At 64.8% G+C, this 21,403-nt stretch carries 18 protein-coding genes; 9 read left to right on the top strand and 9 right to left on the bottom strand.

Going from position 1 to position 21,403, the window contains the following annotated elements:
* Window position 1: 1 nt before the first annotated feature.
* Both UNPF46_RS11520 and UNPF46_RS11515 read left to right on the top strand, forming a co-directional pair.
* Window positions 2-1,531 (top strand): hydrogenase large subunit, encoded by a 1,530-nt coding sequence (locus tag UNPF46_RS11520; protein WP_142250086.1) that lies wholly within the window; start codon window positions 2-4, stop codon window positions 1,529-1,531.
* A gap of 3 nt (window positions 1,532-1,534) precedes the next feature.
* Window positions 1,535-2,059: an NADH-quinone oxidoreductase subunit B family protein gene (locus UNPF46_RS11515; protein WP_142250085.1), complete on the top strand. Its 525-nt coding sequence runs from the start codon at window positions 1,535-1,537 to the stop codon at window positions 2,057-2,059.
* Between the two features lie 53 nt (window positions 2,060-2,112).
* Here the strand turns inward: UNPF46_RS11515 and UNPF46_RS11510 are convergent, their stop codons facing one another.
* From UNPF46_RS11510 to UNPF46_RS11470, 9 genes are all read right to left on the bottom strand, one after another.
* Window positions 2,113-3,396: a glycerate kinase type-2 family protein gene (locus UNPF46_RS11510; RefSeq protein ID WP_142250084.1), complete on the bottom strand. Its 1,284-nt coding sequence runs from the start codon at window positions 3,394-3,396 to the stop codon at window positions 2,113-2,115.
* Window positions 3,397-3,603: 207 nt separating this feature from the next.
* Entirely contained in the window at window positions 3,604-4,833 is a 1,230-nt protein-coding gene (locus tag UNPF46_RS11505; RefSeq protein WP_142250083.1) for an ABC transporter substrate-binding protein, read from the bottom strand.
* A gap of 241 nt (window positions 4,834-5,074) precedes the next feature.
* Window positions 5,075-6,304 (bottom strand): ABC transporter substrate-binding protein, encoded by a 1,230-nt coding sequence (locus UNPF46_RS11500; RefSeq protein WP_142250082.1) that lies wholly within the window; start codon window positions 6,302-6,304, stop codon window positions 5,075-5,077.
* Between the two features lie 120 nt (window positions 6,305-6,424).
* The gene (locus UNPF46_RS11495) at window positions 6,425-7,660 is read right to left on the bottom strand and encodes an ABC transporter substrate-binding protein (protein WP_142250081.1); all 1,236 of its coding nucleotides are present in this window, start codon (window positions 7,658-7,660) and stop codon (window positions 6,425-6,427) included.
* A gap of 30 nt (window positions 7,661-7,690) precedes the next feature.
* The gene (locus tag UNPF46_RS11490; protein ID WP_100175210.1) at window positions 7,691-8,710 is read right to left on the bottom strand and encodes a branched-chain amino acid ABC transporter permease; all 1,020 of its coding nucleotides are present in this window, start codon (window positions 8,708-8,710) and stop codon (window positions 7,691-7,693) included.
* 2 nt (window positions 8,711-8,712) lie between these two features.
* A complete protein-coding gene (locus tag UNPF46_RS11485) occupies window positions 8,713-9,591 on the bottom strand; it encodes a branched-chain amino acid ABC transporter permease (RefSeq protein ID WP_097660018.1) in 879 nt (292 codons plus the stop codon).
* Between the two features lie 13 nt (window positions 9,592-9,604).
* A complete protein-coding gene (locus UNPF46_RS11480; RefSeq protein WP_008135694.1) occupies window positions 9,605-10,318 on the bottom strand; it encodes an ABC transporter ATP-binding protein in 714 nt (237 codons plus the stop codon).
* Window positions 10,315-11,112, bottom strand: coding sequence for an ABC transporter ATP-binding protein (locus UNPF46_RS11475; protein ID WP_097660016.1), 798 nt, complete (start codon window positions 11,110-11,112; stop codon window positions 10,315-10,317). Before UNPF46_RS11475 ends, UNPF46_RS11480 begins: the two co-directional genes overlap by 4 nt.
* Before the next feature lie 66 nt (window positions 11,113-11,178).
* Entirely contained in the window at window positions 11,179-12,045 is an 867-nt protein-coding gene (locus tag UNPF46_RS11470) for an IclR family transcriptional regulator (RefSeq protein WP_174719271.1), read from the bottom strand.
* A gap of 131 nt (window positions 12,046-12,176) precedes the next feature.
* Between UNPF46_RS11470 and UNPF46_RS11465 the strand changes: the two genes are divergently transcribed.
* From UNPF46_RS11465 to UNPF46_RS11435, 7 genes are all read left to right on the top strand, one after another.
* Window positions 12,177-14,273 carry a 3-hydroxyacyl-CoA dehydrogenase NAD-binding domain-containing protein gene (locus tag UNPF46_RS11465; protein WP_100175211.1) on the top strand — a complete coding sequence of 699 codons (2,097 nt, stop codon included), beginning with the start codon at window positions 12,177-12,179 and terminating at the stop codon, window positions 14,271-14,273.
* 145 nt (window positions 14,274-14,418) lie between these two features.
* Window positions 14,419-16,101 (top strand): dicarboxylate--CoA ligase PimA, encoded by a 1,683-nt coding sequence (gene pimA, locus UNPF46_RS11460; RefSeq protein WP_142250080.1) that lies wholly within the window; start codon window positions 14,419-14,421, stop codon window positions 16,099-16,101.
* Entirely contained in the window at window positions 16,098-17,285 is a 1,188-nt protein-coding gene (locus UNPF46_RS11455) for an acetyl-CoA C-acyltransferase (RefSeq protein WP_142250079.1), read from the top strand. The genes pimA and UNPF46_RS11455 overlap by 4 nt, the downstream gene beginning before the upstream one ends.
* Window positions 17,286-17,420: 135 nt before the next feature.
* Entirely contained in the window at window positions 17,421-18,611 is a 1,191-nt protein-coding gene (pimC, locus tag UNPF46_RS11450; protein ID WP_142250078.1) for a pimeloyl-CoA dehydrogenase large subunit, read from the top strand.
* A gap of 135 nt (window positions 18,612-18,746) precedes the next feature.
* The gene (gene pimD, locus UNPF46_RS11445) at window positions 18,747-19,889 is read left to right on the top strand and encodes a pimeloyl-CoA dehydrogenase small subunit (RefSeq protein ID WP_142250077.1); all 1,143 of its coding nucleotides are present in this window, start codon (window positions 18,747-18,749) and stop codon (window positions 19,887-19,889) included.
* A gap of 128 nt (window positions 19,890-20,017) precedes the next feature.
* A complete protein-coding gene (locus UNPF46_RS11440; RefSeq protein ID WP_142250076.1) occupies window positions 20,018-20,791 on the top strand; it encodes an SDR family NAD(P)-dependent oxidoreductase in 774 nt (257 codons plus the stop codon).
* Window positions 20,792-20,918: 127 nt separating this feature from the next.
* Window positions 20,919-21,326, top strand: a complete 408-nt coding sequence (locus tag UNPF46_RS11435) for an endonuclease domain-containing protein (protein WP_142250075.1) — start codon at window positions 20,919-20,921, stop codon at window positions 21,324-21,326.
* Window positions 21,327-21,403: the final 77 nt, after the last annotated feature.

The following is a 21,403-nucleotide window of genomic DNA, read 5'->3' as shown; positions in this document are numbered from 1 at the left end:
CATGGGCATCTTCGACAGCATCCCCCATGTCAACGCGGTGCTGTCGCACCGGCCCTGGCCGCGCGCGGTCGTGACGGAGGCGGGTTGGCAGGCGGCGATCGATCGACTGGTCGAGGGAGGCCTCACGCTGCTCGGCTTCTGGGGCGAGCCGGCGGCGGTGCATATGGCGCTGCTCGATGGGGGCTCGGCCGAGATCGCGGTCGTCACCTACGAGTGTACAGCCGGCACATTTCCAAGCGTCGCCAGCCGTCATCCGCCGGCGCTTCGGCTGGAGCGGACCATTCACGATCTGTTCGGGCTCGTTCCGACTGGCGCTGGCGATCTGCGGCCAGATCTCCGGCCTTGGCTCGATCACCATGCCTGGGGCAAATCCTATCCGCTCTCGGGCCGCAATGCATCGCGCGACGTGCAGCCGTACCAGTTCCTGCCGGCCGAAGGCGAGGCGTTGCACCAGGTGGCGGTTGGCCCCGTCCATGCCGGGATCATCGAGCCCGGCCATTTCCGCTTCACCGCCAATGGCGAGCATGTGGTGCGGCTGGAGCAGTGGCTCGGCTACACCCACAAGGGCGTCGAGTCATTGATGCAGGGCGCTAGCCTCGATGCCGCGGCAAAGCTCGCCAACCGCACCTCCGGCGACAGCGCGGTGGCCTACGCCTTTGCCTTTGCGCGTGCCGTGGAAGCGGCGCTGCAGATCGAGGCGCCGAGGCAGGCGACTCTATTGCGAGCGCTGATGGCGGAACTGGAGCGGCTCGCCAATCATTTGGGCGACATCGGGGCCATCTGCAACGACGCGTCGTTCGCGCTGATGCATGCCCAGACCGGTATTCTGCGCGAGCGCTGCTTGCGCGCCGCAAATGTCGCGTTCGGCCATCGCCTGATGATGGACGTCATCGTGCCCGGTGGGGTGACGCGCGATATCGCGCCGGACGGTGTTTCCGCGCTGCGCGCGCTGCTCGCGGAGCTGCGCAAGGTCTTTCCGCGCTTGATCGAGCTCTATGACAACACGGCGTCCTTGCAGGACCGCACCGTCACCACGGGCATCGTGAAGGCTGAATATGCGCGCCAGTTCGGCGCCGGCGGTTATGTCGGCCGTGCTTCGGGCCGCGATTTTGATGCGCGGCGGGCGCTGGCCTACATGCCCTATGACGCGCTGTCGTTCGAGGTGCCGGTTCTCCAGGCCGGCGACGTCAACGCGCGGGTCTGGATCCGCATCCGGGAGGTCGAGCAGAGCGTCGCGCTGATCGAGCAGATCCTGGACCGGCTTGATGAGCCAGGAGGGCTGCAGACCGCGCTGCCTCCCAGGATCGGCCGCGGTGCCTGTGAAGGCATGGCGCTCACCGAGGCCTTCCGCGGCGACGTGCTGGTTTGGCTGCGGCTCGATGGCGAGTTGCGCGTCGAACGCTGCCACCTGCGCGATGCCTCGTGGTTCCAGTGGCCGTTGCTGGAAACCGCGATCGACGGCAACATCATTGCCGACTTCCCGCTCTGCAACAAGTCGTTCAACTGTTCCTATTCGGGCGCGGACCTCTAAACCATGCGCAAGACCCTGCTCGAAAGCCTCACCCATGGTTCGCTGACGGAGCCCGCGCCGGCGCCGGACGAGTCGGCGCTGGCGGAGCTTGCAACGAAAGTCGACCGCGCGGCCCAGGCCAGGCTCGGGCGTTCTCTTGCCATTCGCGAGGTCGATGCCGGATCCTGCAACGGCTGCGAGCTGGAAATCCACGCGCTGTCCAACGCTTTCTACGACATCGAACGTTTCGGCCTGCGCTTCGTCGCCTCGCCGCGGCACGCCGACGTGCTGCTGGTCACCGGTCCGGTGACGAAGAACATGCGACAGGCGCTGGAGCGGACCTACAACGCGACGCCCGATCCGAAATGGGTCGTCGCGGTCGGCGGCTGCGCGATCGATGGCGGCATTTTCAGAGGCAGCTACGCCTGCGTCGGCGGCGTGTCCGAGACCGTGCCGGTGGATCTGCATATCAAGGGCTGCCCGCCGTCGCCGACGGACTTGTTGAAGGGCCTGCTCGCGCTGCTCGAGCATGTCAGCGCCAAGCGTTAAGCCGCGCTCTCCGTCATTGCCGGACTCCGCGATGGCATCGAACAAAGCGAGTTCTAATCCACCAGGATCACCCTGATGTCGTTCACGTTGGTGAGCGTCGGGCCCGGCTGCAGCAGATCTCCCGTCGCCTCGAAGAAGCTGGTCGCGTCGTTGTTGTCCAGATAGGCCTGCGGCTGCAGCCCCAGCATCTTCATCTTCGCAAACGTCGCCGCGTCGATCAGTGCGCCGGCGGGGTCGGTCGGGTGGCCGGCACCGCCGTCGGCGCCGTCGGTGTCGCCGGCGAGCGCCGAAATGTTCGGTGTGTCCTTGAACAGGCTGGCGAGCGCCAGCGCATATTCCTGGTTCGGCCCGCCGCGCCCGTTGCCGCGCACGGTGACCGTGAGCTCGCCGCCGGAGAGGATCGCGAGGCGCTTGCCCCGTGCGCGCGCGTCGAGCGCCAGCCTGGCGTGAGCGGCGGCGACCTCGCGCGCCTCGCCTTCGAGATCGGCGCCGAGGTCGATCGTCTCAAAGCCGGAGTCGCGCGCGAGCTTCACTGCGGCGTCGAGCGACTGCTTGGGCCGCGCGATCAGTTCGAAACGCGCCCGCGCGAAGGCGGGATCATCGGGCTTGCAGCTTTCGTTGCGTTCGTCATCGAGCGCGCGGCGCACGGCATCGTCGATGTCGAGCTTGTATTTCGCGACGATCGCGCGTGCATCGGCCAGCGTGGTCGGATCGGGTACGGTGGGGCCCGAGGCGATCGCGGAAGGATCGTCATGCGGCACGTCGGAGATCGCGAGCGTCACGATCTCGGCGGCATTCTTGCCGGCGCGCGCCAGACGCCCGCCCTTGATGCGCGAGAGGTGCTTGCGCACGACGTTCATCTCGCCGATCGGCGCGCCCGAGCGCAGCAGCGCCCTGTTGACCGCCTGCTTCTGCGCGAAGCTGATGCCCTCGCTCGGCGCGATCCAGTTCGCCGAGCCGCCGCCGGTGAGCAGCACCAGCAGCAGATCGTCCGGCCCGGCTTCGCCTGCGAGCGCGAGCGTGTCGGCCGCGCCCTTCAGGCCGGCCTCATCCGGCACGGGATGGCCGGCTTCGACGACGCGGATGCGGCGGGTCGGCACGCCGTAGCCGTGACGCGTGGTGGCGATGCCGACAAGGCGCTCCGGTGCGAGCTGAAGCGTGTCGAGATAGTGCCGCTCGGCCGCCGCGGCCATGGCGGCCGCACCCTTGCCGGCGGCGAGGCAGATCACGCGTCCCCTGGGTGCGGGCCGCAAGTGCGGCGCCAGCACCACATTGGGATGGGCGGCGGCGACGGCGGCGTCATAGAGCGCGCGGAGCAGGGGACGTCGGTCGGTCATGACGATGGCCTTGAGCAGACGGATTGGACAGACGGAACAGAGTGGCGACAAGCGCCGCCGTTCCCCTGCCTACCGCATTGGGCGCCGAAGCGTAAGTCGGCTTTGCCATCATTCGATTATGCAATCGCGTGATCATAATCGGCACGCAGGAAAAAGCCCCCTGCGATGCTCTCGCAGGAGGCTTTCCGTCGTCAGATCGTCGGGTGGCTAGCCGCCGACGTCGGCGCTGATCACGTCGCCGAACAGCTCCCACTTCTCGCCCTTGAACTTCTCGAGCCGGAGCTGGCTGATGGGTGCAAAGTCGGTCGGCGAGGTGTTGATCTGGATTCCGGGCAACAGCACTTCGGTGCGGAAGTCCTTCAGGCTGGCCGCCTGCTTCATGACGTTCGCGCGGGTGAGGTCGTCGCCGCACTGCTTCAACACCTGGACCAGGGTCTGCGCCACGCCGTAGCCGACGATGGTGCCATGGTCGAGCTTGTCGCCCTCGGGGAAGTACTTGTTCATGAAGGCCAGGAAGTCCTTCATGCCGGGGTCGTTGTTCCACTCGGGATCGGAAACGTCCTTGAGATAGTCCGCGGAAATGATGTCCTGGGCATTCTCGAAGCCCGCGGGCTTGAGCACGCTGCCGACCGACGCCGAGACGTTGTTGAGGAAGTGCAGCGGCTTCCAGCCGATCTCGGCGTTCTTCTTGATCGCCTGCGCCGCGAATTTCGGCGTCGTGATGTTCATGAAGACGTCGGCACCGGTCGACTTCAGCTTCACGATGTGATTGTCGATGGTCGGCTCGGAGGTCTCATAGCTCTCCTCCATGATGATCATCGAAGCGGCCTTGGCGCCGAGGCCGTCCTTCAGGCCCTTCAAATAGTCCTTGCCGTAATCGTCGTTCTGATAGAGCACGGCGATCTTGGCGTCCGGCTTGTTCTTCAACAGCCATTTCGCATAGATCTGCGTTTCGCTCTGGTAGTTGGGTTGCCAGCCCATGGTCCATGGGAAGTCCTTGGGGTCGTTCCACTTGGTGGCGCCGGTGGCGACGAAGAGCTGCGGCACCTTCTTGGAGTTCATGTATTTGTGAATCGCCGAGTTTGGCGGCGTGCCGAGCGAGTTGAAGATGAACAGCACCTCGTCGCTCTCGACCAGCTTGCGCGCCTGCTCGACGGTCTTCGGCGGCGAATAGCCGTCGTCATAGGAGATGAAGTTGATCTTGCGGCCGTTGATGCCGCCCTCGTCGTTGATCTTCTTGAAATAGGCGGCCTCGGTCCGCCCGATGATGCCGTAGGCGGAGGCCGGTCCGCTGTAGGGCATGATGTTGCCGATCTTGATCTCCGTATCGGTCGCGCCGGTATCGTATTTCTTCTGGGCCGATGCGGTGGAGGCCGAGGCCGCAATGAGCGCAAGCGCCAGTGATGCGGCCGCAAGTTTGCCGGTGACAGCGGGCATTCCTATCTCCCTATTTTCTTGGTGTGTGTGCGTCCCTTTTTTTGTCTTGATTGTTTTTGGCGGCGCGGCCGCAATTCAATACGATTTGGCCAACGGCTTCAACAGAAAGCCCCCGCGACGGGGTCGCAGGGGCTGCGTCTTTAGTAGTCAGCGGCGGCAGGGCTCTCGTGTGCGACTGCGAGAAGGCGCGGCTGTCTTGAGTTGTTTAACCAATCCGGGTGCGATTTTGAGTTGCGTCGCGTCAATGATCCATCTCGCTGGAGATGATGTCCCCGATCAGCTCCCATTTCCGGCCCTTGAAGCGCATCATCTGCAGCTGCTCGATCGGGGCGAAATTGTCCGGCGCGGTGTTGATCTTGATGCCGGGCAGCAGCGTGTCGGGCTCGAAATCCTTCAGGGAGGCCGCCTGCTTCATGACGTTCTCGCGGGTGAGGTCGTCGCCGCACATCTGCAGCACCTTCACCATGGTCTGCGCGGCGGCATAGCCGAACACGACGCCGGCATCGAGCTTGTTGGCCTTGGGGTCGTACTGCGCGAGGAAGTTGTAGAACCGCTTCATGCCGTCATCGGCATTCCACTGCGGATCGGAGCCGTCCTTGGTGTAGGTCGCCGACAGGATGCCTTGTGAGATCTCGAGACCGGCCGGCTCGATCACCCCGCCGACGGAGGCCGAGACGTTGGAGACGATGTAGACCGGATGCCAGTTGATCTCCGCCGCCTTCTTGATCGCCTGCGCGGCGAATTTCGGCGTGGTGATGCTGATGAAGACGTCGGCGCCCGAGGCCTTCAGCTTCACGACGTGCTCGTCGATGGCGGGCTCGGACGTGTCGTAGGGCTCTTGCAGCACGATCATCGAGGCCTTGGCGCTAAGGCCGTCCTTCAGCCCCTTCAGGTAATCCTTGCCGAAATCGTCGTTCTGGTAGAGCACGGCAATCTTCCCGTCCGGCTTCTCCTTCATGATGTACTTGGCGTAGATGCGCGCTTCGCTGGCGTAGCTCGGCTGCCAGCCCATGGTCCAGGGATACTGCTTCGGGTCGTTCCACTTCGAGGCGCCGCTTGCCACGAACAATTGCGGCACCTTCTTCTCGTTCATGTATTTGCGGATGGCGCTGTTGGTGGAGGTGCCGAGCGAACCGAACACCAGCAGCACCTCGTCGCTCTCGACCAGCTTGCGCGCCTGCTCCACCGTCTTCGGCGGCGAATAGGCGTCGTCATAGGAGATGAACTTGATCTTGCGGCCGTTGATGCCGCCCTCGGCATTGACCTTGTTGAAATAGGCTTCTTCAGCCTTGCCGATCGCGCCATAGGCCGAGGCCGGGCCGCTATAGGTCATGATATTGCCAATTCTGATCTCGGTATCGGAAGCGCCGCTGTCGTATTTCTTCTGCGCCAGCACCTCGCTGCTGCCCATCGCAGTGCACAACGCGACGACGGCCAGAAGCGCCGCAACCTGAAATCGAACGGCAGTCATCATTCTCCCACCCCGAGTTGGCTCGACGCCGCATTGAACAAGATTGGCGTGTGTCGTCAACAAAAAGCCCCCGCGATCGTTCGCGGGGGCTTCTCGGGGCCGGACTATGACGTCAGCGTGTCACTCGGAAGCGACGTCGCCGCTGATGATCTCGCCGAACAGTTCCCACTTCTCGCCCTTGAAGCGCTGCATCTGGAGCTGGGCGATCGGGGCGAAGTCGGTCGGGCTGGTGTTGATCTTGACACCGGGCAGCAGCGTATCCGGCGCAAAGTCCTTCAGGCTCGCGGCCTGCTTCATGATGTTGGCGCGGGTGAGATCGTCACCGCACATCTCGAGCACCTTGGCGAGGGTTGACGCAGCACCATAGCCATAGACCATGCTGGTGTCGGACTTGTCGGCGCCGGGCATGTACTTGTCGACGAACTCGTTCCACTTCTTCATGCCGGGATCGTTGGCCCACTGGGGATCGGTGGAATCCTTGGCGTAAGCCGCCGACAGCACGCCCTGCGCGTTCTCGAAGCCGGCCGGCTTCATCACGCTGCCGACCGAGATCGACACGTTGGTGAGGATCTGCAGCGGCTTCCAGCTGAGCTCGGCCGTCTTCTTGATGGTCTGGGCCGCGAACTTCGGCGTGGTGTAGATCAGCAGCACGTCGGGATTGGCCGCCTTGATCTTGACGATGTGGCCGTCGATCGAGGGCTCGGACACCTCATAGCTCTCCTCCATGATGATCATGGACGAGGCCTTGGCGCCGAGGCCGTCCTTGGTGCCCTTGAGGTAGTCTTTGCCGAAATCGTCGTTCTGATAGAGGATCGCGATCTTGGCGTCGGGCTTCTCCTTCATCAGCCATTTCGCGTAGATATGCGCTTCGCTCTGGTATGAGGGCTGCCAACCCATGGTCCAGGGGAAGTTCTTCGGATCGTTCCACTTGGTGGCGCCGGTGGCGACGAACAGCTGCGGAATCTTCTTGGAGTTGAGGTACTTCTGGATCGCGCTGTTCGAGGGTGTGCCGAGCGGATTGAACACGGCCAGCACCTCGTCGCTCTCGACCAGCTTGCGGACCTGTTCGACGGCCTTCGGCGGCGAGTAGCCGTCGTCATAGGTGACGAAGTTGATCTTGCGGCCGTTGATGCCGCCCTTGTCGTTGATCATCTTGAAATAGGCTTCTTCGGTCTTGCCGATGACGCCATAAGCCGACGCCGGACCGCTGTACGGCATGATATTGCCGATCTTGATCTCGGTGTCGCTTGCGCCGGTGTCGTATTTCTTCTGGGCGAGTGCTGCGCCGGAGGTGAGAGTGGTGGCCGCCGTTGCCGTGACCAGCGCGGCGGCTCGCAGTGTTCTTCCAAAGTTCAATTCGGTCTCCTTCTCTAATTCAACTGGTTTTCAGTTCTTTCTGAGCTTGCCGGCGAATTGCTGGCCCAGGATCGCGATCTGCCTTGCGCCGTGCGGCACGAGGTAGATGACGAGGAACAGCAGCACGCCGAACACGGCGCCGGAGAGGCCCTTGGAAATGCTCTCCGCCATGTTCGGCACGAAGATGATGAAGGCCGCACCGACGAACGAGCCGGGCAGCCAGCCGACGCCGCCGACCACCATGCCGAGGAACAGCGAGATCGCCAGCGTGATGGTGTAGCTGTCGGGAGCGACGAACTGCACCGCAATGGCGCCGAGCGAGCCGGCAACGCCGGTGATCGCCGCCGACACGCCGAAAGCCAGCGTCTTGTAGCGGGAGACGTTGACACCCATCGAGGACGCCGCGATCTCGTTGTCGCGGATCGCCATGAAGGCGCGGCCGGACCTCGAGCGCAACAGGTTCACCGACAGCAGGTAGATCGCGACCGTCACGATGAGGGTGAAGTAGTACAGCCAGGTGTCCTGCGACATCGGCAGACCGAACGGCGCGTCCGGCTTGGTGACGACGAGGCCCTGCACGCCGCCGGTCCAGTGTTCCAGGAAGTTCAGCTTCAGGAGCTGCGGCATCGCGGTGGCGAGCGCGAAGGTCGCGAGCGCGAGATAGACACCCGACAGCCGCAGCGCCGGCTTGCCGAACAGGTACCCGAAGCCGAAGCAGACCGTCGCGGAAATCGGAATCGTCAGCGCGTAGTTGATGTTGGCGTGCTCCATCAGCACCGCCGACGTATAGGCGCCGACGGCGTAGAAGGCGCTCTGGCCGAGCGAGAACTGGCCGCTTCCGCCGGTCAGGATGTTGAGCGCCAGCACGGCGAGCCCGTAGATCAGGAGCATCGTCATCTGGAAGATGATGAAGTTCTTGACGAACATCGGCACGAGCAACAGCGCCGCCAGCACCACCAGCGAGGTGCCGGTACCCAGCGTCATGGCTCGCTTCGGAACGGCCTCGACGGCCTGGTGGCCTTCGGCAACGACTTCTTCTGCTGCGCTCATGATCAAACTCGCTTGACGATTTGCCGGCCGAACAGGCCAGCGGGTTTGACGACCAGGACGGAGATGATCAGCGCGAGCGCGATCGGGAGTTTCAGCTCGTTGCCGACGCCGGGGATGTAGGTGCCGGCGAGGTTCTCGAAGACGCCGACCAGGAAGCCGCCGACCACGGCGCCGAACGGGCTGGAGAGCCCGCCGAGCACCGCCGCGGCGAAGCCGTAGATCAGCACGCCGCCCATCATGTTGGGCTCCAGGAACACGACCGGTGCGATCAGCATGCCGGCGATCGAGCCGATCGCGGTCGCCATGCCCCAGCCGAGCGCGATCATCCAGCTCGTGTTGATGCCGACGAGCCGGGCCGATTCAGGCACCGAGGCTGCGGCCCGCATCGCAAGGCCGATCCGCGTGTACTGGAAGAAGAAGTAGAGGCCGAGCAGCAGCAGCACGGTGACGCCGATCATGCCGGCCTGGTGGGTCGAGATCAGCTGGCTGCCCAGGAACGGCGCGGAGCCGAACGGGGTCGGGTACTGCTTGATGGTGAAGTCCCAGATCAGGCCCGCCGAGGAGTTGATGATCGCGAACAGTGCGATGAAGCCGGCGACGTTGGTCAGCACCGGCGCCTTGGCAAGCGGCTTGAACAGGATGCGCTCGATCGCGATGCCGGCGACGAAGGAGAATGCCAGCGTGATCACGAAGGCTGCCCAATAGGACACGCCCCACTGCATCAGCTGCCAGGAGATGAAGGTCGAGAACATCGCCATCTCGCCTTGCGCGAAGTTGAGATGGTCGATGGCCTGGTAGATCATGACCACGGCGAGCGCCATGCAGGCATAGATCGCGCCCGTGGCGATGCCGGCCAGGACCTGGTTGGTGAACAGCTCCATTGTGCCGGCTCCCTCAGTAACCCAGATAGGATTTGCGGATTTCTTCGTTGTTCGCGATGTCCTTGGCGTTGCCCGACATCACGATGCGGCCGGTCTCGATCACATAGGCCTGGTCGGCAAGCTCGAGCGCGAGCTGGGCGTTCTGCTCGACCACCAGGATCGACACCTTGTCCTCGCGGTTGATCTTGCCGAGGATGCCGAACAGGTCGCGCACCACCAGCGGCGCGAGGCCGAAGGACGGCTCGTCCAGCAGCATCAGCCGCGGCCGCAGCATCAAGGCGCGAGCGACCGCGAGCATCTGCTGCTCGCCGCCGGAGAGCGTGCCGGCCTGCTGGGTGTGGCGCTGCTTCAACACCGGAAAATGCGCATACATGCGCTCGATGTCGGAGACGATGCCGGCGCTGTCCTTGCGGGTGATGGCCCCGAGCTGGAGATTTTCCTCCACCGTCATGGTGGTGAAGGTGCCGCGGCCCTGCGGCACATGGGCGATGCCGAACCGCACGATGCTTTCGGTCGAGCGGTTGTTCAGCGGCTTGCCGTCGAACTCGATGCCGCCGGTCGAGCGCACCATGTTGCAGATCGCGCGCAGCGTGGTGGTCTTGCCGGCGCCGTTGGCACCGAGCAGCGTCGTCAGCGAGCCCTCGTTGAGCGAGAAGGACAGGCCGTGGAGCGCCTGGACCTGGCCGTAATAGGCGCGCAGGTCCTTGACGTTGAGCAGCGTCGTCATTGGTCCTTGCTCCCGAGATAGGCCTTGATGACGTCGGGGTCGGCCTGCACCTGGGCGGGCGTGCCTTCTGCGAGCTTCTTGCCGAAATTCAGCGCGACGACGTGGTCGGCGATCGACATCACGAGACCCATGTGATGCTCGACCAGCAGCACGGTCATGTGGCGCTCGTCGCGGATCTTGCGGATGAGATCGCCCAGCACGTAGACTTCCTCGTGATTGAGGCCGCCGGCAGGCTCGTCGAGCAGCAGGATCTTCGGGTCGGCCGCGAGCGCACGTGCGAGCTCGACGCGCTTCTGCGTGCCGAAGGGCAGGCCGGACACCACGGTGTGGGCGACGTCCTCGAGATCGAGATAGGCGAGGATGTCGTGCACCTTCTTGTTCACGTCGGTCTCGCTCCGGCGAATCCAGGCAAGGCGCAGCGAGTCGCTGATGATGTCGCTGGACGTCCGGGCGTGGGTTCCGACGCGAACGTTGTCCATCACCGAGAGGTTCGGAAACAGCGCCACGTTCTGGAAGGTGCGGCCGATGCCGATTTCGGCGATCCGGTGCGGCGGCCGCGTCAGGATGCTCGCGCCCTCCATCAGGATATCGCCGGATGACGGCTGGTAGAGCCGGGACAGGCAATTGAAGAGCGTGGTCTTGCCGGCGCCGTTGGGGCCGATCAATCCGAGGATCTGGCCCTTCTGCATGTCGAAGGACACGCCGTTGAGCGCGACAATGCCGCCGAACACGACGCTGACGTCGCGAACGGCGAGCAGGGGCGATGTCCCCTGCGCGAGCTGTGCCTGCGTCATCTCGTCTCGCTCACGTCGTTCAGTGAGCGAAGGGGCGATGCGAACCGCTCCCGACGTTGACAAAGCCTATCTGATCCCCTCGGCCACACGAGCAACTTTCCCTCCTGATTTCAGCTTTTTGCTGACGTCTTTTTTGGAATGCGGCATCAGACCCCCGAGCGCCGCTTCGATGTTCCTTACCATCGCTAAGAGACGCGGTCCAATGTCGTTGATCAAACGCTCTTCCGTGAAGCGGAATGCGGGCGCGCCGCAGTTGAACGCGTAAGGTCCGGTTCCGTCGTTGAGCTTGAGCGCGACGCCGGCGGCGCCGATATCGTCGTGCCAGTCGCCGACCGAAATCGCAAAACCGTATTTCGCGACGGTCTCGCCGGAGCGTTCCAGCCCGTCGCGCATCTTCGGCCAGCGGCTGCCGTAATGTTCGCGCAACAGGCGCGACAGCTCCGCGCGGTCCGCGTCGTCGAGTGCCCAGAAATAGGCCCGGCCCATCGCGCTGGTTGCAATCGGCACGCGCGAGCCGACGTCAAGTTGAACGCCGACCGTTTCGCTGCCGCGGCTCTGTCCGAAATAGATCATGCTGTGACGATCGCGGCCGCCGACGGCGACGGCGCCGCCAGTCGCGCGCATCACATCCTCGCGAAACGGCTCGGACAAATGCCGAACACCGAGATTGGCGAGCGCCGCGTAACCGAGCGACATCGCGGCGGGTGTGAGCTGGTACTTCTCGAATCGGGGAACCGGCGCGAGATAGCCGAGCTTGGTCAAGGTGTAAGTCAGCCGCGAAACCGTCGGCTTCGGCAGGTTGGTGCGCGCCGCAATCTCCTGATTGCCGAGCAGGCCGTCATTGGGGTGGAAGGCTCGCAATACGTCCAGTCCGCGGGAAAGCGCGACGACGAAATTCCGATCTGTCGCAGTCTTCTTTCCTGTACGCTTCATCCCTGATCTGCTTCTTGCGCGGAGTCGTTGACAAGCCACGTGCTTCAAAATAACCCTGCCGTCAAGATGCGGAATTAAATTCCGCACCGCGAAATCGAACAAAAGTTAATCCCCACCAAGGAGGGAACACCGTGAGCGAAGTGGTCAAGCTTGAGCGTCATGACGAGGTCGGTATCGTCACGGTCAACAGCCCTCCGGTCAACGCGCTGAGTGCCGCGGTGCGCGGTGGTATCTTGGAGTGCGTCAAGGCCGCTGTCGCCGATCCCGCCATCAAGGGCATCGTGCTGACCTGTGCCGGCCGCACTTTCATCGCGGGTGCCGACATCACCGAGTTCGGCAAGCCGCCGAAGGCGCCGGCGCTCAACGACGTGCTGTCCGAGATCGAGAATTCGCCGAAGCCGGTGGTTGCCGCCATTCACGGCACCGCGCTCGGCGGCGGCCTCGAGGTCGCGCTCGCCTGTCATTTCCGCGTTGCAGTGAAAGAGGCCAAGCTCGGCCTGCCCGAGGTGAAGCTCGGCCTGCTGCCGGGCGCCGGCGGCACCCAGCGCCTGCCGCGCGCGGTCGGTCCCGAGCTCGCCGTCAAGATGATCGTCGGTGGCGATCCCATCGGCGCTGCGGAAGCGCTGAAGAACGGCCTGATCGAGGAGATCGTCGAGGGTCCGGCGGCGGGCGGCGAAGCTTTCGTGCGCAAGCTGCTGGCCGAGAAGCGCCCGCTGCGGCGCCTGCGCGACGACGATTCCAAGATCGCGGCCGCCAAGGCCGACCGTTCGATCTTCACCAATGCGGTCGCGGCCATGACCAAGAAGTCGCGCGGCCTCGAGGCGCCGTTCGCCGCCGCCGACGCCGTCGGCTACGCCATTGACCTACCCTTCGACGAAGGTCTGAAGAAGGAGCGCGAGGGCTTTCTCAAGCTCGTCGCCAGCGACCAGTCCAAGGCGCAGCGCTACGCCTTCTTCGCCGAGCGCGAGGCCGCCAAGATCGCGGGCGTGCCTGAAGGCACCAAGTCGCGCCCGGTCAACCGTGTCGCCATTCTCGGCGCCGGCACCATGGGCGGCGGCATCGCGATGTCCTTTGCCAATGCCGGCGTGCCCGTCACCCTGATCGAGACCGGCGAAGAGCAGCTCAAGCGCGGCATGGGCATCATGCAGAAGAACTGGGAAGCGACCGCGGCGCGCGGCGGCATCCCGGCGGACGCGCCCGCCAAGCGCATGGCGCTGATCAACGGCGTCGTCGGGATCGAGAATGTCGGCGATGCCGACCTCGTCATCGAGGCCGTGTTCGAGACCATGGCGGTGAAGAAGGAAGTGTTCGGCAAGCTCGACCAGTACGCCAAGCCAGGCGCCGTGCTCGCCTCCAACACCTCGTATCTGAACATCGACGAGATCGCGAAGTCGACCAAGCGTCCGCAGGACGTGCTCGGCATGCACTTCTTCTCGCCGGCCAACGTGATGAAGCTGTGCGAGATCGTGCGCGCCGACAAGACCGCGCCGGACGCGCTGGTCACCGCCGTGACCATCGCGCGCAAAATCGCGAAGGTGCCGGCCGTGGTCGGCGTCTGCGACGGTTTTGTGGGCAACCGCATGCTGGCCCAGCGCGGCAAGCAGTCGGAGAAGCTGTTGTTCGAAGGTGCCCTGCCGCAGCAGGTCGACGCGGTCGTGACCAAGTTCGGCATGCCGATGGGCCCGTTCGCGATGGGCGATCTCGCCGGCCTCGACATCGGCTGGCGCTCGCGCAAGGACCGCGGCATCAAGTCGGAGATCGCGGATGCGCTGTGCGAAGCCGGCCGCTTCGGCCAGAAGACCGGCAAGGGCTATTACAAATACGAAGCCGGCAGCCGTGCCCCGCTGCCCGATCCGGAGGTCGAGAAGCTGATCGACGAGACGCTGCTGCGTCTGGGGCGGAAGAAGCGCGTCGTCAGCGACGAGGAAATCCTTGAGCGCATGATGTATCCGATGATCAACGAGGGCGCCAAGATCCTCGAAGAGGGCATCGCGGCGCGTCCGTCCGACATCGACGTGGTCTGGCTCTACGGCTATGGCTGGCCGATCTACCGCGGCGGCCCGATGTTCTGGGCCGACAGCGTCGGCCTCAAGCACATCGCCGATCGTCTGGCCTTCTACGCCAAGGAGACCAACGACCCCAGCCTCGAGCCGGCCCCGCTGCTGAAGAAGCTCGCGGCCGAAGGCAAGACCTTCGCCTCGCTGGCCGCGGCGTCGAAGGCGGCGTGATGGGAGCTCGCACTCTCGGCGTCATTCCGGGACGGCCCACAGGGCCGTGCCCGGAATCCATTTCGCCTCCGGGTGCGCTGCCTGATGGATTCCGGGCTCGCGACTTCGTCGCGCCCCGGAATGACCACTGAATGTGATGCAGAAAATGACCCATCCCGGCGAACAGTTTTACCCCGCGGGCGTGCGGTGGGACGATCCCATCGTCCAGGGCTCGCTGCCCGACCTCCTGGCAAAAGCTGCGGCAGATTACGGCCCGCGCACCGCGCTGGAATTCCGCGACCGTCCGATCACCTACACTGAACTCGCAGCTCAGGCCGAGCGCGCAGCGGCGGCGTTCCTTCGCGCAGGCATCGGCAAGAACACCTCGGTGGCGCTATTCCTCGGCAACACCCCCGATCATCCCGTCAATTTCTTCGGCGCGCTGAAGGCTGGCGCCCGCGTCGCGCATCTCTCCCCGCTCGACGGCGAGATCGCGCTGACGCACAAGGTCTCAGATTCCGGCTCGCGCCTGCTCGTCACCTCGAATCTCCAGGCGCTGCTGCCGACCGCGCTGAAGTTCCTGGACAAGGGCCTGATCGACCGCCTCGTCGTCTGCGAAGATGATGATTGGGGCAAGGTCGGCACGCCGCAGGCGGCGATCCCCAGCGATCCCCGCATCGTCACCTTCAAGACCTTCGTCGAGGGCGCCACCGCGCCGGCGCAATGGCCGTCCGTGACGGCCGACGACGTCGCGCTGCTGCAATATACCGGCGGCACCACCGGCCTGCCCAAGGGCGCGATGCTGACACACGGCAATCTCACCTCGGCGGTGTCGATCTACGACGTCTGGGGCAAGCCGTCGCGCGCCGCGCGCGGCGACGTGGTCGAGCGCGTGATCTGCGTGCTGCCGCTGTTCCACATCTACGCGCTCACCGTGGTGCTGCTGTCCTCGCTCAGCCGCGGCAATCTGATCTCCATCCATCAGCGTTTCGACGTCGAAGCCGTGATGCGCGACATCGAGGTCAAGCGCGCCACCTATTTCCCGGGCGTGCCGACGATGTGGATCGCGATCGCGGCGCTCCCGGATCTCGACAAGCGGGACTTCTCCTCGCTCGCGACGATCGGCTCCGGCGGCGCGCCGCTGCCGGTGGAGATCGCCAATTTCTTCGAGCGCAAGGTCGGCAAGAAGCTGCGCAGCGGCTGGGGCATGACCGAGACCTGCTCGCCCGGCACCGGCCATCCGCCCACCGGCCCCGACAAGCCGGGCTCGATCGGCCTGATGCTGCCGGGCATCGAGCTCGACGTCGTTGCGCTCGACGACCCGAGGCGCGTGCTGCCGCCGGGCGAGGTCGGCGAGATCCGGATCAAGGGCCCGAACGTCACCAAAGGCTACTGGAACAAGCCGGAGGGATCCACGGATGCCTTCGTCGATGGCCGCTTCCTCACCGGCGACATCGGCTATGTCGACACCGACGGCTATTTCTTCCTGGTCGACCGCAAGAAGGACATGATCATCTCCGGCGGCTTCAACGTCTACCCGCAGATGATCGAGCAGGCGATCTACACCATATCAGGCGTGCACGAGGTGATCGTGCTCGGCATCCCCGACCAGTACCGCGGCGAGGCAGCGAAGGCCTTCATCAAGCTGAAGCCCGACGCAAAGCCGTTCTCGCTCGACGAGCTGCGCACGCAGCTCGCCGGCAAGCTCGGCAAGCACGAATTGCCGGCGGCGGTCGAATTCGCCGCCGACTTGCCGCGCACGCCGGTCGGAAAATTGTCGCGCCACGAATTGCGCCAGCAGCAGAAGCCGTCACAATCCAACCCACTCGCATCAGGAGGTCGTTCTTGACCGACGCCGTCATCGTTTCCACCGCCCGCACCCCGATCGGCAAGGCCTATCGCGGCGCACTCAACGCCACCGAGGGCGCAACCCTGCTCGGCCACGCGATTGGTGAGGCTGTCGCGCGCGCAAAAGTCGATCCGAAGGAGATCGAGGACGTCGTGATGGGCGCCGCCCTGCAGCAGGGCGCGACCGGCGGCAACATCGCGCGCAAGGCGCTGCTGCGCGCCGGCCTTCCCGTCACCGTCGCCGGCACCACCATCGACCGGCAATGCGCCTCGGGCCTGCAGGCGATCGCGCTTGCCGCGCGCTCGGTGATCTTCGACGGCGTCCAGATCGCGGTCGGCGGCGGCGGCGAGTCGATCTCGCTGGTGCAGAACGACAAGATGAACGGCTTCCACGCCCAAGATCCGGCGCTGCTCAAGATCAAGGGCGAGGTCTACATGCCCATGATCGACACCGCCGAGGTCGTGGCCAAGCGCTACGGCATCTCCCGCGAGAAGCAGGACGAATATTCGCTGGAGAGCCAGCGCCGCACCGCGGCCGCGCAGCAGGGCGGCAAGTTCAAGGAGGAGATCGCCCCGATCACGACGCAGATGGCGGTCACCGACAAGGCGACCGGCGTCGTCTCGATGAAGGACGTCACGCTGTCGCAGGACGAGGGCCCGCGTCCCGAGACCACGCTCGAAGGTCTCGCCGGCCTCAAGCCCGTGCGCGGCGAGGGCTTCTCGATCACCGCCGGCAATGCCAGCCAGCTCTCCGACGGCGCCAGCGCCTCCGTGATCATGAGCGACAAGGAAGCCGCCAAGCGGGGTCTTGCGCCGCTCGGCATCTTCCGCGGCTTCGTCTCGGCCGGCTGCGAGCCGGACGAGATGGGCATCGGCCCGGTCTTCGCCGTGCCGCGCCTGCTCAAGCGCCACGGCCTCACCGTCGACGACATCGGCCTCTGGGAGCTCAACGAAGCCTTCGCGGTGCAGGTGCTCTATTGCCGCGACAAGCTTGGGATCGATCCCGAGAAGATCAACGTCGACGGCGGCGCGATCGCGGTCGGCCATCCCTACGGCATGTCGGGCGCGCGCCTCACCGGCCACGCCCTGATCGAAGGCCGTCGCCGCAAGGCCAAATACGCGGTCGTCACCATGTGCGTCGGCGGCGGCATGGGTGCGGCGGGACTTTTCGAGGTGTTGCAGTAAACGGGCTCTGTCGTTCCGGGGCATTCGCGTTAGCGAATGAACCCGGAATCTCGAGCCGCAAACTTCTGGATTCCGGGTTCGCGCTTTGCGCGCCCCGGAATGACGAATAGAAAATAACGCTCACAGGAGGATCCGATGGATCTCGCATTCACGAAAGAAGAGCAGGCGTTTCGCGAGGAAGTGCGGCAGTTCTTCCGCGACAACGTGCCGCCGGACACCCGGCGCAAGATGGTCGAGGGCCGTCACCTCTCGAAGGACGAGATGGTGACATGGTGGCGCATTCTCAACAAGAAGGGCTGGGGCGTCAGCCATTGGCCCAAGCAATATGGCGGCACGGGCTGGACCAGCGTGCAGCACTACATCTTCAACGAGGAGCTGCAGTCCTATCCGGCGCCGCAGCCGCTCGCCTTCGGCGTCAGCATGGTCGGCCCCGTCATCTACACCTTCGGCAACGAGGAGCAGAAGAAGAAATACCTGCCGCGCATCGCCAATGTCGACGACTGGTGGTGCCAGGGCTTCTCCGAGCCGGGCTCGGGTTCAGACCTCGCCTCGCTGAAGACGAAAGCCGAGCGCCGTGGCGACAAGTGGATCATCAACGGCCAGAAGACCTGGACCACGCTCGCCCAGCACGCCGACATGATCTTCTGCCTCTGCCGCACCGACAACAACGCCAAGAAGCAGATGGGCATCTCCTTCATCGTGTTCTCGATGAAGTCGAAGGGCGTCACCGTGCGCCCGATCCAGACCATCGACGGCGGCCATGAGGTCAACGAGGTCTTCTTCGACGACGTCGAGGTGCCCGTCGAGAACCTGATCGGCGAGGAGAACAAGGGCTGGGACTACGCCAAATTCCTGCTCGGCAACGAGCGCACCGGCATCGCGCGCGTCGGCGTCTCCAAGGAGCGGCTGCGCCGCATCCGCGATCTCGCCGGCAAGGTCGAATCGTCAGGCAAGCCGATCATCCAGGACCCAGCGTTCCGCGAGAAGCTCGCGGCGTGCGAGATCGAGCTGAAAGCGCTCGAGCTCACCCAGCTGCGCGTCGTCGCCGACGAGGGCAAGCACGGCAAGGGCAAGCCCAATCCGGCCTCCTCGGTGCTGAAGATCAAGGGTTCCGAGATCCAGCAGACCACCACCGAGCTGCTCATGGAAGTGATCGGCCCGTTCGCCGCGCCCTACGACGTGCACGGCGACGACGGCTCGAACGAGGCCATGGACTGGACCGCCCAGATCGCGCCGAGCTATTTCAACAACCGCAAGGTCTCGATCTACGGCGGCTCCAACGAGATCCAGCGCAACATCATCGCCAAGGCGGTGCTGGGGCTCTAACCGCCGTCATTCCGGGGCGCGACGAAGTCGCGAGCCCGGAATCTCGCGCCACAACCTCTGGATTCCGGGTCCCCGCGCTGCCGCGCGTGTCCCGGAATGACGAAGCAAGAATTCCGGGTACGAGGAACCAAAGACATGGATTTTGATCTGAACGAGGAGCAGCGGCTTCTCAAGGAAAGCATCGACGGCCTGCTGACCGATTCCTACGATTTCGAGCAGCGCAAGAAGTACATGAAGGAGAAGGGCGGCTGGAGCAAAGCCGTCTGGCTCAAGCTCGCCGAGCAGGGCCTGCTCGGCCTGCCCTTCAGCGAGGCCGACGGCGGCTTCGGCGGCGGCGGCGTCGAGACCATGATCGTGATGGAGGCGCTCGGCAAGGCGCTGGTGCTCGAGCCGTATCTCGCGACGGTCGTGATCGGCGGCGGCTTCCTGCGCCACGCCGGCAGCGACGCGCAGAAGGCCGCGCACGTGCCCGGCATCATCGACGGCAGCAAGACGCTCGCGTTTGCCCAGCTCGAGAAGAACTCGCGCTACGATCTCTTTGACGTCTCGACGACCGCGAAGAAGAAGGGCGACGGCTGGGTCATCGACGGCGAGAAGTTCGTCGTGCTCAACGGCGAGAACGCCGACACGCTTGTCGTCACCGCGCGCACCAAGGGCGAGCGCCGCGACAGTAGCGGCATCGGCGTGTTCCTGGTCCCCGCGAATGCCAAGGGCGTGACGAAAAAGTCCTATCCGACCCAGGACGGCCTCCACGCCGCCGACATCACCTTTACGGGTGTCGAGGTCGGCGCGGATTCTGCGATCGGCAATCCCGACGACTCGCTCGCGCTGATCGAGCGCGTGGTGGACGAAGCCCGCGTCGCGCTCTGCGCCGAGGCGGTCGGGCTGATGGACGAGTCGCTCAAGACCACGGTCGAATACATCAAGACGCGAAAGCAGTTCGGCGTCGCGATCGGCTCGTTCCAGTCGCTGCAGCACCGCGCCTCCGACATGTTCGTCGCGACCGAGCAGGCGCGCTCGATGTCGATGTTCGCGACCATGGCGAACGATTTCGAGAACGCCAAGGAGCGCTCGAACGCCATCGCCGCGGCCAAGGTGCAGATCGGCAAGTCGCTAAAGTTCGTGGGACAGCAGGCGATCCAGCTCCACGGCGGCATCGGCATGACCATGGAGGCGAAGATCGGCCACTACTTCAAGCGCCTGACCATGATCGAGAACACCTTCGGCGATACCGACTACCACCAGCGCCGCGTCGCCGACGCGGGCGGGTTGGTCTAGCCACGCTGTCATCCCGGGGCGCGCGTAGCGCGAACCCGGGATCCATCGGGCGGCAATACGCGCGGTGAAATGGATTCCGGGCTCGCGACTTCGTCGCGCCCCGGAATGACCAGGAAGAAGGCAGACCCATGAAAAACACCCCGTTCGATCTCACCGGCAAGGTCGCCGTGGTCACCGGCTCCAGCCGCGGCATCGGCCGCTCCTCCGCCGAATTGCTGGCCAGGCTCGGCGCCAAGGTCGTGGTCTCCTCCCGCAAGGCCGACGCCTGCAAGGAAGTCGCTGACGGCATCAACGCGGCCGGCGGCGATGCCACCGTCATTCCCTGCAACATCGCGCGCAAGGCCGAGGTCGAGGCGCTGATCGCCGGCGCCACCAAGCACTACGGCAAGATCGACATCCTCGTCTGCAATGCCGCGGTGAATCCGTATTACGGCCCGCTGCTCGACATCACGGACGAGGCCTTCGACAAGATCATGGGCTCGAACGTGAAGAGCAACATCTGGCTCTCCGCGCTCGCGATCCCGCAGATGGCCGCGCGCGGAGGCGGCTCCGTCGTCATCATCTCCTCGATCGGCGGTTTGCGCGGCTCGACCGTGATCGGCGCCTACGGGATCTCGAAAGCCGCCGATTTCGCGCTGTGCCGCTCGCTCGCCGGCGAATGGGGCCCGAAGGGCGTCCGCGTCAATTGCATCGCACCCGGCCTCGTCAAGACCGATTTCGCCCGCGCGCTGTGGGAGGATGAGGCCATGCTGAAGCGCCGCACCGCCACCACGCCGCTGCGCCGCATCGGCGAGCCCGACGAAATCGCCGGCGCCGTCGCCTATCTCGCCTCCGATGCGTCGAGCTTCATGACCGGCCAGACCATCGTCATCGACGGCGGCGTCACCACGGCGGCGGTGTAGCTCGACAACCGTTAGTTGCGTTAACCTGACGCCTCGCTTACCCTCCCCTGGAGGGGTCCGGGACGAACGTAGCTCGCCCGTGGGTCGCTCACGCGTAGCGTGAGCGGGGTGGGGTGAAGCCGCAGCAATGGTCTCGACATCGATCCGACGCGCCGCCGCGAAGAAGCTGAGAGCGAACACGACGCCCCATGAGCGCATGTTGTGGCGCGCCCTGAAGGAGCTCCCGATGGACGGATCGCACTTCCGCCGGCAAGCGCCGATCGGTCCCTACGTCGTCGACTTCTTTTGCCCCGCCAAAGGCCTCATCATCGAACTTGACGGCGGGCATCACAACGAAGACGACACCGCTGCGCGCGATCTCGTGCGCCAGCGCTGGCTCGAAAACGAAGGTTATCGCGTCGTTAGATTCTGGAACTCGGAGATCACGAGCGATCTGACAGCGATAATGGTGCGCATCTATGTCGAGCTCTATGGCTCGCGTGAAGCGGAAGCTATGCGGCTCGAGCATCGTCGTAGGCCAAAGCCGTCAACCTGAATCGCGCCGTGCTCTTTATTACCCTCCCCTGGAGGGGGAGGGTCGATCGCGCGCAGCGCGAGCGGGGTGGGGTGATC

Origin of the sequence: Bradyrhizobium sp. UNPF46 (genome assembly GCF_006658625.1) — a bacterium.
GTDB classification, from domain to species: domain Bacteria; phylum Pseudomonadota; class Alphaproteobacteria; order Rhizobiales; family Xanthobacteraceae; genus Bradyrhizobium; species Bradyrhizobium nitroreducens.
This window is presented reverse-complemented; position numbering and strand designations above follow the sequence as displayed.

What these genes read in the sequence shown, in the direction of transcription:
- UNPF46_RS11520 (WP_142250086.1), top strand. Translation starts at nt 2, where the DNA reads ATGGGCATCTTCGACAGCATCCCCCATGTCAACGCGGTGCTGTCGCAC.
- UNPF46_RS11515 (WP_142250085.1), top strand. Translation starts at nt 1,535, where the DNA reads ATGCGCAAGACCCTGCTCGAAAGCCTCACCCATGGTTCGCTGACGGAG.
- UNPF46_RS11510 (WP_142250084.1), bottom strand. Translation starts at nt 3,396, where the DNA reads ATGACCGACCGACGTCCCCTGCTCCGCGCGCTCTATGACGCCGCCGTC.
- UNPF46_RS11505 (WP_142250083.1), bottom strand. Translation starts at nt 4,833, where the DNA reads ATGCCCGCTGTCACCGGCAAACTTGCGGCCGCATCACTGGCGCTTGCG.
- UNPF46_RS11500 (WP_142250082.1), bottom strand. Translation starts at nt 6,304, where the DNA reads ATGACTGCCGTTCGATTTCAGGTTGCGGCGCTTCTGGCCGTCGTCGCG.
- UNPF46_RS11490 (WP_100175210.1), bottom strand. Translation starts at nt 8,710, where the DNA reads ATGAGCGCAGCAGAAGAAGTCGTTGCCGAAGGCCACCAGGCCGTCGAG.
- UNPF46_RS11485 (WP_097660018.1), bottom strand. Translation starts at nt 9,591, where the DNA reads ATGGAGCTGTTCACCAACCAGGTCCTGGCCGGCATCGCCACGGGCGCG.
- UNPF46_RS11480 (WP_008135694.1), bottom strand. Translation starts at nt 10,318, where the DNA reads ATGACGACGCTGCTCAACGTCAAGGACCTGCGCGCCTATTACGGCCAG.
- UNPF46_RS11475 (WP_097660016.1), bottom strand. Translation starts at nt 11,112, where the DNA reads ATGACGCAGGCACAGCTCGCGCAGGGGACATCGCCCCTGCTCGCCGTT.
- UNPF46_RS11470 (WP_174719271.1), bottom strand. Translation starts at nt 12,045, where the DNA reads ATGAAGCGTACAGGAAAGAAGACTGCGACAGATCGGAATTTCGTCGTC.
- pimA (WP_142250080.1), top strand. Translation starts at nt 14,419, where the DNA reads ATGACCCATCCCGGCGAACAGTTTTACCCCGCGGGCGTGCGGTGGGAC.
- pimC (WP_142250078.1), top strand. Translation starts at nt 17,421, where the DNA reads ATGGATCTCGCATTCACGAAAGAAGAGCAGGCGTTTCGCGAGGAAGTG.
- pimD (WP_142250077.1), top strand. Translation starts at nt 18,747, where the DNA reads ATGGATTTTGATCTGAACGAGGAGCAGCGGCTTCTCAAGGAAAGCATC.
- UNPF46_RS11440 (WP_142250076.1), top strand. Translation starts at nt 20,018, where the DNA reads ATGAAAAACACCCCGTTCGATCTCACCGGCAAGGTCGCCGTGGTCACC.
- UNPF46_RS11435 (WP_142250075.1), top strand. Translation starts at nt 20,919, where the DNA reads ATGGTCTCGACATCGATCCGACGCGCCGCCGCGAAGAAGCTGAGAGCG.